11 protein-coding genes are annotated in these 11879 nt (G+C 67.7%); 1 reads left to right on the plus strand and 10 read right to left on the minus strand.

The annotated features are described in order from the left end of the window. Positions 1-36: 36 nt before the first annotated feature. From AB0D67_RS36650 to AB0D67_RS36660, 3 genes are all read right to left on the minus strand, one after another. Positions 37-801: a DUF6573 family protein gene (locus tag AB0D67_RS36650; RefSeq protein WP_362946291.1), complete on the minus strand. Its 765-nt coding sequence runs from the start codon at positions 799-801 to the stop codon at positions 37-39. A 272-nt stretch (positions 802-1073) separates the two neighbouring features. Next, positions 1074-1898 (minus strand): hypothetical protein, encoded by an 825-nt coding sequence (locus AB0D67_RS36655; protein WP_362946293.1) that lies wholly within the window; start codon positions 1896-1898, stop codon positions 1074-1076. 249 nt (positions 1899-2147) lie between these two features. Then, positions 2148-2504 (minus strand): hypothetical protein, encoded by a 357-nt coding sequence (locus AB0D67_RS36660; RefSeq protein WP_362946296.1) that lies wholly within the window; start codon positions 2502-2504, stop codon positions 2148-2150. A gap of 504 nt (positions 2505-3008) precedes the next feature. Here AB0D67_RS36660 and AB0D67_RS36665 point away from each other — a divergent pair. Next, positions 3009-4316, plus strand: coding sequence for a helix-turn-helix domain-containing protein (locus tag AB0D67_RS36665; RefSeq protein WP_362946298.1), 1308 nt, complete (start codon positions 3009-3011; stop codon positions 4314-4316). 71 nt (positions 4317-4387) lie between these two features. Here the strand turns inward: AB0D67_RS36665 and AB0D67_RS36670 are convergent, their stop codons facing one another. The 7 genes from AB0D67_RS36670 to AB0D67_RS36700 all read right to left on the minus strand — a co-directional run bounded on the left by AB0D67_RS36670 (position 4388) and on the right by AB0D67_RS36700 (position 11545). Beyond that, positions 4388-5542, minus strand: a complete 1155-nt coding sequence (locus AB0D67_RS36670; protein ID WP_362946345.1) for a cytochrome P450 — start codon at positions 5540-5542, stop codon at positions 4388-4390. After that, positions 5506-6915, minus strand: a complete 1410-nt coding sequence (locus tag AB0D67_RS36675; protein WP_362946300.1) for a cytochrome P450 — start codon at positions 6913-6915, stop codon at positions 5506-5508. Before AB0D67_RS36675 ends, AB0D67_RS36670 begins: the two co-directional genes overlap by 37 nt. Then, positions 6912-7466: an ATP/GTP-binding protein gene (locus tag AB0D67_RS36680; RefSeq protein ID WP_362946302.1), complete on the minus strand. Its 555-nt coding sequence runs from the start codon at positions 7464-7466 to the stop codon at positions 6912-6914. The genes AB0D67_RS36675 and AB0D67_RS36680 overlap by 4 nt, the downstream gene beginning before the upstream one ends. A gap of 31 nt (positions 7467-7497) precedes the next feature. Then, entirely contained in the window at positions 7498-7857 is a 360-nt protein-coding gene (locus AB0D67_RS36685; protein WP_362946304.1) for a DUF742 domain-containing protein, read from the minus strand. Further along, positions 7854-8255, minus strand: coding sequence for a roadblock/LC7 domain-containing protein (locus AB0D67_RS36690; RefSeq protein WP_362946348.1), 402 nt, complete (start codon positions 8253-8255; stop codon positions 7854-7856). Before AB0D67_RS36690 ends, AB0D67_RS36685 begins: the two co-directional genes overlap by 4 nt. Positions 8256-8260: 5 nt before the next feature. Beyond that, positions 8261-9520 (minus strand): ATP-binding protein, encoded by a 1260-nt coding sequence (locus AB0D67_RS36695; protein WP_362946307.1) that lies wholly within the window; start codon positions 9518-9520, stop codon positions 8261-8263. Between the two features lie 1200 nt (positions 9521-10720). After that, positions 10721-11545, minus strand: a complete 825-nt coding sequence (locus tag AB0D67_RS36700) for an SAM-dependent methyltransferase (protein WP_362946309.1) — start codon at positions 11543-11545, stop codon at positions 10721-10723. Positions 11546-11879: the final 334 nt, after the last annotated feature.

Genomic DNA, 11879 nt, shown 5'->3' on the forward strand with positions numbered 1-11879 from the left:
CTTCGCGGCTCTGTGTTTGGCCGCCTGACCTGTTGATCAATTCGCCAACAGTGTCTCCTGAAGGGCGAGGCCGAGCTTGCGGACAGTGTCGGCCTCGGTCCAGGCGACGCAGTCCTCCCAGGCGGCGCGGGTCAAGGCGGTGGGCCAGCGAAATGGTGAGGCGTCGGAGACGTCGACGAGCGAGCCGTCGGCCAGAGCGTCGGCGCGAGAATAGGCGGCGATGATCTCCCCGAACGGGGAATCTGACAGCGACTCGGAAAGTGGCTCAAGGTCAGTGGCCGGAGCGATCGGCAGGAGAGGAAGATCCCAGCCGGGGCCCTCCAGTAGAAGAGCGACCTCGCGTTCCCAATCGGCCAGCCGGGTGCGAACCGCAGGCGGAACGGCGATCAGCCGCTCAGGGATCAGGCGGCCGTGGACGGCGATGCGATCCGGGTGGGCTTGGAGGGAGGCTCGGGAGGTTGTGGCTGCCTCGGCGGGGTGGCGCGGGCGGTCGAAGCGGCAGAGGGCTGTCGGCTTGATGCCGGCGAGCGTGACGGCGATGAGCGCGGTGTCCGTCGAGGGCAGGGCGATGCCGGTCCAGTCCGGCTCCCACATCGCGACTTCAGAACGGATCAGGTAGACGTGCTCGGGGACGCGGCTGGTCTCGCTCGGGTAGCCGATTTGCTGGGTTGGCCACAGGCCGCCGCGCAGTACCGTGCCGACGTCGGCGGAGGGGACGGCGCCGTACCAGATGCCGCGCTCGACGTCCGGGGCGTGTTCTTCGCGGTCCGGGTGGAAGACAGCGGTTGCGTGAAGAGACATGATAGGGCTTTCGGATCGGAAGCGTGGATGCGGCCGGTGTGCCATCCAGCCAGCGCTTTCAATTTACCCTGCTTTGCATATTTTGTGGTGGTGTCGCGTCTTCATCGAAGCGGCGGGGGCGGCGTGCTCCTCTCACGATGCATCGACCGGTCCTCTGCCGACGGTCAGAACGTCTTACGCCGGTCCGCGGGGATTCCCACGGTGCTCGGCGGATCAGCGCCGCGCGATGACTTCGCGGCGCCTTCCCGGCGGGTGCTCAGCTTGTGGGCCGGTCAGCCGCTCTTCTTGCGCTGCTTCGGTGAAGCGGATGAAGGGGTGGCAGGAAAGTGCTTGCCGGCTTCGCCCACCAGGGCAGCAGCTCGTGCCCGCGGGACCCCCAGGTCATGCATGACCGCCCTCACGCTGGGGCGGCGACCATCGGCGATAACCGGGGCCAGCAGGTCAATGACCGCCGGCAGGAGGGGATCGCGTTCGGGGTGAGCGCGGATGATTTGCCGCTGAGCGGCGGCGATGAGCTTTTCGGCTCGCGGTAGCGGGATGCCGCAGATCTCAGCGACCTGGGCAGCGCTCACAGCTGTCTTGTTCTCATGGGCGCGCTCCAGCAGAGCACGGACCTGTGCGGTCAGCGGATCGGGCCGCCCTGCTCCGGCGACCCACGTCCAGGGACGAACATGAGTCCAAAAGTGCTTCAGTTCACCGAGCCGCCAGCGCTGCACACCCCGGGTGCTGACATTCTCGGGACGCCTGCGCTCGACCAGGTAGGGATGATCGGCGTAGGCGTTGACGGTGGCGGGATGAAACCCTTGCAGGTGGGCGAAGTGGTACAGCGTCACCAACTCATCGTCGGCGACATTCAGGCTCAGCCGTTTGGGATGGTAGGCGCGCAGAAACGTCAAAACCGCATCCAGCGGATAGACGCCGTGGCGTAGACGGCGGGGAAACCCGCTCCCAGGGCTGTTGGCCCAGCGTGAAACGGTGACCGGATCCACCCCTGACAAGGCCACGATGCCTGCTGTGGTGATCTCGCCATCATCGATCACCTTGCGACCGGCTTTTTCCCGGGCGATCTGGCGAGCGTAGTCCGGATCGATCTCCATCGGACCATTGTGGCCTGCTCACTTTCGGAAGCAGGCCACCGGGCGTCGGTGCGAGATATAGGAGCCCGCCCACGGGCGAGATACGCAGACGGATCACAACCCCGGCCAGCGCTTCGACGCCGGGCCCATCCCTCCGGCCGTGCCAGGCGGATCGACTCCATGCATGAGAGGACCCGGGCAGCGGGGCGCCCCCGTCCGCCGCGGGGCAGGAGAACATCGTGTCTCGTCGATCACGAGGGGTGGCCGCTCTCACTTCACAGAACGGGAGGGCTCCTCGTCAGGTGGAGCCCAGGTGGCGGCGAGATGAGCGTTGACGTCACGCAGCAGGGCATCAAGGAGAGCCGCGCTGCCCGCGGCCAACCGGCCGCCACTGCGCGCGACCACGCGCACGCCCGCGTCGATCAGATCGGCCCGGGTGAGGACAGCCCGGCCCGTTCCGGCGGCGAGGAAGCCCTCGGGACTGGCCGTGGTGACCATGGCGTCGTCGGTCACCACCAGCACCGTTCGTGCAGGCTGCCCAGCGGGCGGGGACAGCAGTAGCGCGCACGCCTGCGCCCGGCTCACGCGCGGGGGCCGCGCGGCGGGCGAAGCCGTTCGCTTCACCATGGGGCATTCCTTTCTTCGCGGCCTATGGAGAGGTTCGACGGTCAGGCCGCGTGGGTGACCGTCGACGATGAGCCGGGGGCACCGCTCATCTCGGCCCGCGGTGAATCCACATTGGGATGTCGGCGGGAAATCTGCACGAGATGCCATTGTCAGGTCATAGCGGCTGCCCTGGCCCACCTCGCGGTAGGGAGCTGGGGAGTGCGCACCCGGCTAGTTCCCTCTGACGCAATCATCGCATGGGAAGCCTTTCGAGAGGGTGGGGTGGATGGCGAGCAAGAAGTCCATAAGGTGGCCCGAACCACTCATGATGGCCCAGGTCGCCTGACGGCCGTGGAATCAGACGTCTTGCCCTGACGTAGACCCCAAGAGCAGGTCAGAACCATCGTAGGATTTCGGGCAACCGAGATTGCAGACATCGCATCGCATACTGCTGACGAGCGAGCGACAAGCCCGGGCTGCCTCCCGGTGGAACACCGCGTTCCGGCCGGCTTGGTGCTCGCTGATATGAGAGGCACAGTGGCAAGTACCGTTGACAGCCCTCCGATCGGGCGGCGAATCAGGAAGATGCGTCAGCAGCTCGGGTGGACTCAGGAGCGGTTGGCCGCTCCGGAGCTGTCCGAAAGCTACGTTTCCCTGATCGAGGCCGGCAAGCGCACCCCGACACCGGCAGTGCTGGATCTGCTTGCGGAAAAGCTCGGTTGTGCTTTGAGTTACCTCACCGAAGGGGTGACGTTAGAGCAGATTCAGGAGGTCGAGCTCGACCTGGCCGCGGCGCGGATGGCTTTGGACGACGGCAGGGCTGTTGAGGCGTGTGATCGTTATCAGCGCTTGTTGGACAGTCCGGTGCTGGCGGATCTGCCGCGTTATCAGTCTGCTGCTGAGCATGGCCTGGCGCTAGCGCTGGAAGCCCGCGGTGATCTTGCCGACGCGATCTCCATCCTGGTTCGGATGGTGCCACCCGATATCTGGGCGCAGCTGGAAGAGCATGACGTCGACGCCGCGGTCGCATTGGCTCGCTGCTATCTGCGCCACGGCGATCTGCGTCAGGCGGCGCAGCTGGCGGAAGGCATCTTGGCCAGCTCCACGGCGGAGGGCTGGAATGAGCGGCTGGTCGAGCTCGGCGCCACCCTGCTGACTGTCTATGCCGACCGTGGCGATCTGTTGCGGGCTCGTCAGTGGGCTGATGAGCTCCAACAGTCCGCGAGGTCGGTGGGGACGGCGCACGCGATGATCGTGTCCTGGTGGGCGCGGGCGGTCGCCGCGGTCCAGGACGGCCGTGGCGAGGAGGCTGTGACCTGCGCTGAGCAGGCGCTGGCAGCATGTCTGAAAGGAGCGGAACCGAAGCTTTGGGCGCAGGCGGTACTGATGCACGCAGAGGTGGTGCTGGCCGTACGGCCGCAGGAGGCGGAACGGTGCCGTGCTCAGTTGCTGGCGCTGCAGGTAGAGCTACGCGGCGCTTCTCATTTAGAGCGGGTTGAGTGCGCCTATCACCTGGCGCATGCTGAGCTGCTGTGCGGTCGGCCGGAGCAGGCAGCGCATCACCTGGAGGAGGTGCTGGGCGGGATCGAAGTCGCGCCGCGATCGCTGCAGCTTCACAGCCGCCTGCTGGCTGGCCAGGTAATGGCCGCGCTGGGCAAGACGAAAGACGCCGCAGGTGAGATGGCGTCGGCTCGGGCCTTCCTGGTACATGAACCCCCGACTCGGCGCACGGTCCGTGGCTGGCTGACCCTGGCTCAGATCCTGGAGCAACTGGGCGATGCGGACGGCAGCATCGACGCCTACAAACGAGTGATGGACATCGTGGAGCTGTGACCGAAGAGCACGCGGAACCGCGCCGGGTTTCGGGGCAGACCAGGCCTCCACGAAACCCGGACCGGTTCAGGTCAGGGGGCGGCCGCTGGTTGGAGCGTAACCGGCAGTGTGCGGTGACCGTTGGCGATGAACGATGCCAGCGGCTGCGTTGTTTCCGCGGACCGGGCGAGGGCGAGATCGGGAAATCTGCCGAACAAGGAGGACAGGGCGGTGGTTGCCTCAAGCCGGGCCAAGGGTGCTCCCAGGCAGTAGTGGACTCCGTATCCGAACGCCAGGTGCTCGCCACGGGTGGCGCGGGTCAGCTCGAAGCGGTCGGCGTCGCCGCCGTGCCGGGCGGGGTCTCGGCCGGCCGCGGCGTATCCGGCGAGGATCGCCTCCCCTTTCCTGATCGTGATGCCGCCCTCGGCGAGAGGGAGGTCTTCGACGGCGTATCGCAGCGGCAGGTTGGCCACGGGGGCCTGCCAGCGCAGCGTTTCGTCGATCACGTCATTCCAGCTCGCCTGGCCGCTGCGGACGAGCTCAAGCTGGTCGGGATGCGTCAGGAGCGCGTGCACGGCCTGGTCGATGAGGTTGACCGTCGTCTCATGGCCTGCGGCGATCATGAGGAACAGGGTGTCGACGAGTTCGGCCTCGCTCAGCCAGGATCCTCCATCGTCGTCGCGGGCGGCGATGAGGTCGCTGGTCATGTCATCGCCGGGTGTCGCGCGTTTGGCGGCGATGAGGTTCGTCAGGATCGTGTAGGCGTCCTGCTGGGTGGCGAGGATCTCCTCGGCGTCGGCGGAGGTGTGGAAGACGCTGTCGACGACGCGGCGGATGTCGTCGCGGGAGTGCTCGGGCAGGCCGAGCAGGGTGCCGATGACGCGCATGGGCAGCTGGTAGGCGAAGGTCTCTCGCAGATCGACGACCTGCCCCGGGGGCAGGGCCGCCAGGTCCTCCAGCAGGTCGTCGGTGATCTGCTGGATGCGGGGTCGCAGGGCTTCGGTGCGGCGGGGGGTGAATGCCGCCGAGATGAGTCTGCGGAGCCGCCTGTGGTCGGCGCCGTAGGCGGTGAACATGTTGGTGACGGCGACCCAGGTGTACAGCGGCCAGTCTTGAGGGATTGCACCCTTGATGAAGGGCGGCCAGTGCCGGCGGGGGTCCTTGGAGACCCGCGGGTCGGCCAGCAGCCGCCGCAGCAGCTCGTAGTCGGTTACCGCCCACGCCTGGACGGCACCAGGAAGCTCCACCAGGACCGCCGGACCGGCGGCGCGGAGGCGGGCGGCCTCTCCGTGAATGTCGCGGCCGGCGGGGTCGATGCGGAAGGGGCAGACGGATGCGTCGTCCATGTGCTGTCTCCTAAGGTGAGAGGGGGTACCGGGGTGAACCGCACGGGCAGACGGGTCAGAGCGCGATGGAAAGGGCCGGGCCTCCATTGCAGATCGCCGGCGGTCACCGCCAGCTCCAGGTCGGGCAGACGGTCCAAGAGCCGCTCGATGGCGACGGTGGCGATGAGGCGGGCGAGGTCTTTGGCCGGGCAGGCGTGCGGGCCGGCGCTGAAGGCCAGATGGGCGCGGTTGCCCGCCTTGCTCGCCGTTGAGGTCACGGTGGGGTCGTTACTGGCGGCCGCCAGGCTGATGACGACCGGGTCGCCCGCGCGCAGGGGCACTCCGTAGACGGCGGTGTCGTGGCGGGGGTAGTGGACGGCGTAGTTGGCCATGGGCGGATCCCGCCACAGCACCTCCTCCAGCGCCGCGTCGACGGGCAGGGTGCCGCCGGACAGGTCGCCGGCGAACCGGTCATCGGACAGCAGCAGGCGCAGCGCGTTGCCGATGAGGTTGCAGACGGGCTCGTTGCCTGCCGCGATCAGCAGAGTGCATTGGTGGATCATCTCCTCGTCGGTCAGGCGCGCCGGATGCGCCATCAACCAGGAGGTCACATCCGCCCCCGGCCGGGCCCGTTTGAGGGTGATCAGCTCGTACATGTACCGGGTGAACAGCCGGTCGCCTTCGGCGGCACCGTCTCCGCCTTCGAACATCTTCGCCAGGGCGGCGATCAGTTGCCGGCTGGCGGCGTCGGATTGGCCGAAGAGCGTGTTGACGGTCAGCAGCGGCAGCAAGGCGGCGTACTCGGCGAGCAGGTCGGCCTCTCCGCGGGCGGTGAAGGCGTCGATGAGGTGATCGGCGCTGCCGGTGATGGAGGGCCGCAAGGTGTGCGGATCGATGCGGTTGAGGCTGTCGGTGATGGCCTGGCGGAACCGGCTGTGCTCGGGGTCGTCGGAGAACAACGCGTTGGGCCGGTACCCCATCATCGGCAGAAGAGAGCTGTCGGCCGGGATCTCGCCGGCGGCCAGGGCACGCCAGTGGCGTGGGTCTTTGGAGAAGGTGTGGGGGGCGCGCAAGACATCCAGGGCGGCGCGGTAGCCGGTGATCAGGGTGGCGCGTACGCCGGGGGCGAGCTCGACCGGTGCGACTGCTCCGTTCCGGCGCAGCTGGGCGTATGCGGCCGAGGGGTCGGCGGCGAACTCTGCCCCGTACAGGGGGAAGGCGGGTGCGGGGCCGGCGTGGGCGGGGCAGCCGGGGGGCGGGCCGTCGGCGGGAAGCCCCCGGTGGCGGGCGGTCATAGGTGCTCCTTGGTGGCGCGGGTGAGCAGGTACTCCACGAGGGTGATCAGCGCGACGCGCGCCGAGGAGCGGTCGCGGGCGTCGCAGACGACCAGCGGGGTCTCCTCCAGCAGGTCCAGTGCGGCACGCAGGTCGTCTCGGGGGAAGGCGGGGGCGCCGTCGAAGTGGTTGATCGCCACGGTGTACGGCAGGCCGTGCTCTTCGACCATGTCCATGGCGACGAAGCAGGCATCCAGACGCCGGGGGTCGGCCAGGACCAGCGCGCCGAGCGCGCCGTAGGCCATGTCGCGCCACAACGGCTGGAAACGCTGCTGTCCAGGGGCGCCGAACAGGTACAGCACGAGGTCCTCGGTCAGGGTCAGGCGGCCGAAGTCCATCGCCACGGTAGTGGTGTTCTTGGCCACTCCGGCCAGGTCGTCGACCACGGCGCCGGCCTCGGTCATGACCTCTTCGGTGCTCAGCGGCGTGATCTCCGACATCGTCTTGACGAAGGTCGTCTTACCGACGGCGAAGGGACCCACGATGAGGATCTTCACCGCCCGGTCCACCATGGGAGGGAGATACACCGCGCTGCGGGGGTGTTCAGGCCAAGGCGCGGAGCCCATTGAGGAGATCCTCCAGCAGTCGGATGTCGGAGCGCTCAGCGGTTGCGGCAGGAGCGCGGGCGGCGATGTGGCCACTTTCAGCAAGGTCGCTGAGCAATACCTTGATGACGCTGACGGGCCGCTCCAGGTATGCCGCGATCTCCGCTACGGACAGGACTCCCCCGCGGCACAACGCCAGGAGGTGCCCTGCTTCCGGCGGCGCGTCCGGAGCCAGGGCGGCCGAGGACGTCCCGGCCACGATCAAAGACACCAGGTCGATGTCGATGCGGCCGCGGGAACGGCCGCCGGTCACCACATATGGCCGCACCAGGTTGTTGTCACGGCGCGGCGGTGTCATGAGGTGGGGGCGGTGTCGCGGCGGGGTGAGCTGGTCATCTCCCGTCCCATTCGGCTGACGAGCTGGTGCATCTCGTAGGTGACCGTTGACAGGTCCGCCGCGGCGGTGCAGGAAACCCCCAGGTAGGTTCCCTGCCCGACGGCGGCGATCAGCACGTAGCCGCTGTCGAACTCCACCATCGTCTGTCCCCACGTCGGCTGCGGGTGCTGCGGGCCGTCGGCGCAGAACTCCGCCAGGCTGCGGCTGAGGGACTGCACACCGGTCAGCGCGGCGGCGCACTTGTCGGCCGCATCGCGACCGATGCCGTCCGAGTGGGCCTGCAGCAGGCCGTCGGCGGTGACAGCGAGGACGTAGCGCACATCGGCGAGGCGAGCGACGCCGTCCAGCATCCATCGCATGTCGTTCACAGCTGTTCTCCTTCAAGTGAGGTCTCCTCGAGGGGCGCCGGCGGATGAGCGCGGCCTGCTCGGGTGCCGCGCTGCACCGCGGCCACGGCGGCGGCCGCGGCCTCAGGAGAGCGGGTCGCCGGCACAGACGCCGCCGCGGAAGCCGCAGAAGCAAGCGGCGCCATCGCAGTGCGGCGGCGACGCTGCGGCAGCCCTCCTTCTGATGTGGCGGAAGCATCGTGGCGGGCGGAAGACGGTGGTGCCGCCGTGTCGGGGGCGACGTGAGTCAGGAGGGGCTTGGGCAGGAACACCACCGCGCGCACTCCCCCGTACGGGGAGGGGGAGTCGACCGTGACCTGAAAGCCGTAGCGGCGGGCGAGCTGTCCGACGGCGCGCAACCCGACCTTGGGCGGCTCGCCGAGCCGGGTGATGCTCACCGGTACCGCCCCGGACAGGATCTGAGCCGCCTGTCGCTTGTCTTGTTCCGTCATGCCGATGCCCTGATCGTCGATCACGATGACCGCTCCGTTGGGCACCGTGGTGACGCTCACCTCGACACGGTTTTCGGGCGGGGAATGCCGGGCGGCGTTGTCCAACAGCTCGGCGATGGCCACGACGACCGGCTCAACGACCCGGCCTGTGAGGGCCAGACCGGTCTGGCAGGTGGTCCGCACACGCGGGTAGTCGCGGATGCGGGAGACCGCGCCGCGGACGACGTCCAGCACGGGGACGTTTCCCCGCTGCAGGCCCGGCCAGGACTCGCACAGTGCCATGAGCGCCTGCAGACGCCGGCCGATCTGCGCATTGGAATGGTCGAGTCGCATCAGGTCAGCGAAGATCGTGGGGTCGTTGTAGCGGTCTTGCATCGCGGTGATCTCCGCCTGCTGCTCGCTGACCAGGCTCTTGAGTCCGCGGGTCGTGGTGGCCAGGGCGCTTTGAGCCGACTGGTCGGCGCGGGCCAATGCCTCGGCCCCGCTTCGCTGCACGACTCCCATGATCTCCTGCAGGGTGTGGCCGTACTCTGTTGCGGCCAGATGGGGGTTTTTGAATCCGGGCACGGGCGCCGAAGGGTCCTGCAGCGACCGGACCAGCTCGGGAAGCCGATGCGTCAGCAGGTAGCGGGCCTCATCTTCTTGGGCCCGCAGTTGCTGGCGTAACGCGGTGGCCTGTTGTTGGGCGGCGGCGGTGACGCGGTGGTGGCGCATTAACACGACCACGGCCACGATCACGATCACGGCCACGGCGGCCGCCAGGGACCACACCACAGCCTCCAGCATGGGGCATGACCTCACATCTTCATCGATGAACGGACGAGCGACATCAGCGAAGGCCTTCTCGGTGCTCTTGAAGGAAGGCCGTCTCCCGGTGGGAGGAGCAGTGGTGGGGCGGTCCTGTGCGATGCGGACGCAGCTGCCCGGGTGGCGGCCGCATGCCAAGTGACGGGCGTGCCGGGCGTGTCGCCTGTGCCCAGGGCTCGGGCCGGATTTTGAAGGAGCGGGCCGGGCGGGCGGCGTACGCCTGTCCAACCGGGCGCCGAGGCGCCGGGGCGGGCATCGCGACGGCAGGTACTCGGCCGCGCTGCGGTCCTCTGTGAGGACGTGGTCCACGACCGGAACGGGAAGCAGCCTGAGGTTGCCGCAGTGGGCAGGAAGGGTCTGGTGCCGTACCTGAAAAAGGAGCCGCGAAGGTCGTGAAGACGTATGCGGTTCCCCGAGGGGCGGCTCCGGGCCCGACGTGAGGGGGACACAAGTCGATGAGGGGTGTGTCGCATTGAAAGAAACCTCGGGACTCCGTTGTTCTGCGGCTGGCGACATTCCCCGCCGATTCCATCCGGGACACTGGTGTCAGTGCCGTCCGGAGGGGATTTCGCGCACGGAAGCGGTTTCCACCTGCGACGCCACGCCTAGCCGAATACTGGAATAAGGCTGGTCCTATATGCGATGAGCTGCCTCGTCCTCGCCGAGCAGGTACCGTGCCGCTCTGCCTTCCGTCCGCATGGCATCGCGACGGTCCGAAAGGTACTGCTGGCATCGCAGGAAAATCACGCGGCATCTCCAAAGCGGCATCAGCGGTCACACCGGTGACCGCGTCTTGACGAAGAAGATTATGTACATATTGACGGCAAATGTAAAAGAGGAAGGGGGCGGATAAAACCGTCAAAGCCGTATTTGTCTCGCAGATGACAGAAGCGGCTTCCTCATTGTGAACCTCTCTGGCCGGGCTGCCACCGGCAGGAGCCGATCCCGGCTGAGTTCCATGGCCTGCCCACGGGAAGACAGTCCGGCCGACCGCTGTGGGAGCGGCCGGCCGGACTGGGCCGCACGTCTGATTGTGTGGGTCCGAGACGTGCGGGCGGGTCGGCGCAACGGCCCGCACCCGATCCTTGGGGGATCTGCCGTTGCGCCGGTCTCGTGCCGCCTGGCCAGACAGTCCGGCCGGGCGGATGCTGAAAGGCTCCCGAAAGCCGGGGGCCGACCTCAGGGCTCCTCCGGCCACCCCATTCCTCCGGCGAAGTGAGCGCCTTGCGCGTCGTCGGAGTCCCATCGGATCGGGGCGATGCCCTCATAGGACAGCTGAAAGCCCTGGTACATGGCCGCGATCTCACTAGAGGAACGGGGGAAGATCAGCAGGCCGGCCTTCCGGTAGACGGCCACGATGTCGTCGGCCACGAACTGCAGCCACTCCGATGTGAAGTGGCTGATGACCAGGTGACTTCCGGGCGCCAGCCAGGTGCGCAAGGCTGAGACGATGCGATGCGCTTCTACATCAGGCAGGAAGTGCAGGAAGTTGCAGGCCAGGACGGCGATGGGCTGACCCGGATCCAAAAAGTCCGCCTCAAGCTGGTCGAGCAGGCCGCTGATCTGCCGAACATCGGCCTTGATGAAGCGTGCCCCCTCATCCGGAGTGTTCAGGAACGCTCTGCCGTGGGAAGCCACCATCGGGTCATCGTCGACGTAGACGACCCGGGCCTGCGGGGCCATCCGGCGAGCGACCTGGTGAACGTTGTCCGAAATGGGCAGGCCACATCCAAGGTTCAAAAACTGGCGCACCCCCATGTCGGTCAGCTGCTCCACGCTGCGGCGCAAGAAGGCGCGGGCGCCATGAATCTGAGCCGGAAGGGTCGGTGTGATGCGACAGAGCTGTTCAGCCACGTCCCGGTCGGAGGGAAGGTTGTCCTTGCCCCCGGCAAGGGCATCGTAGATGCGGGCGTTGTTGGGGGCCGTCACGTCGGGAAGCCGGATGGAAGGGGAAGCGTGACCGGCCCCGGCGGATACGGCTGGGGCGGGCTCGCCGCTGTTCATAGCAACACCTTCAATCGAATCGGGCAAGGCGAAAGAGTTCGGTCGTCCCGGGCCGTCGGCGGAGAAGCACGCAGAAGGGCCTGCGGCCTGGGCGGGGTGACCATCGGCGGTGGCACCGGGGGCGTCTTCATCTCAGTGGATCAAGGACGTTCTTGAACAGGTGCGTTTAGGGGACGATTGGGGACAGGGGGTGTGTCCCCATCCCCTGACCTGCGAGGATCCCGACGCATGCGGAGAAACTGCTTAGGACGCGACCGCAGGGCTCGCCCCTAGGGATAATTGGGGACAGGGGGTGTGTCCCCATCCCCTGACCTGCGAGGATCCCGACGCATGC

Source organism: Streptosporangium sp. NPDC048047, assembly GCF_040653115.1.
GTDB lineage: Bacteria > Actinomycetota > Actinomycetes > Streptosporangiales > Streptosporangiaceae > Streptosporangium.

Coding starts and splice junctions, on each gene's coding strand:
- AB0D67_RS36650 (WP_362946291.1), bottom strand. CDS start 801: ATGTCTCTTCACGCAACCGCTGTCTTCCACCCGGACCGCGAAGAACAC.
- AB0D67_RS36655 (WP_362946293.1), bottom strand. CDS start 1,898: ATGGAGATCGATCCGGACTACGCTCGCCAGATCGCCCGGGAAAAAGCC.
- AB0D67_RS36660 (WP_362946296.1), bottom strand. CDS start 2,504: ATGGTGAAGCGAACGGCTTCGCCCGCCGCGCGGCCCCCGCGCGTGAGC.
- AB0D67_RS36665 (WP_362946298.1), top strand. CDS start 3,009: ATGAGAGGCACAGTGGCAAGTACCGTTGACAGCCCTCCGATCGGGCGG.
- AB0D67_RS36675 (WP_362946300.1), bottom strand. CDS start 6,915: ATGACCGCCCGCCACCGGGGGCTTCCCGCCGACGGCCCGCCCCCCGGC.
- AB0D67_RS36680 (WP_362946302.1), bottom strand. CDS start 7,466: ATGGTGGACCGGGCGGTGAAGATCCTCATCGTGGGTCCCTTCGCCGTC.
- AB0D67_RS36685 (WP_362946304.1), bottom strand. CDS start 7,857: ATGACACCGCCGCGCCGTGACAACAACCTGGTGCGGCCATATGTGGTG.
- AB0D67_RS36690 (WP_362946348.1), bottom strand. CDS start 8,255: ATGCGATGGATGCTGGACGGCGTCGCTCGCCTCGCCGATGTGCGCTAC.
- AB0D67_RS36695 (WP_362946307.1), bottom strand. CDS start 9,520: ATGCTGGAGGCTGTGGTGTGGTCCCTGGCGGCCGCCGTGGCCGTGATC.
- AB0D67_RS36700 (WP_362946309.1), bottom strand. CDS start 11,545: ATGAACAGCGGCGAGCCCGCCCCAGCCGTATCCGCCGGGGCCGGTCAC.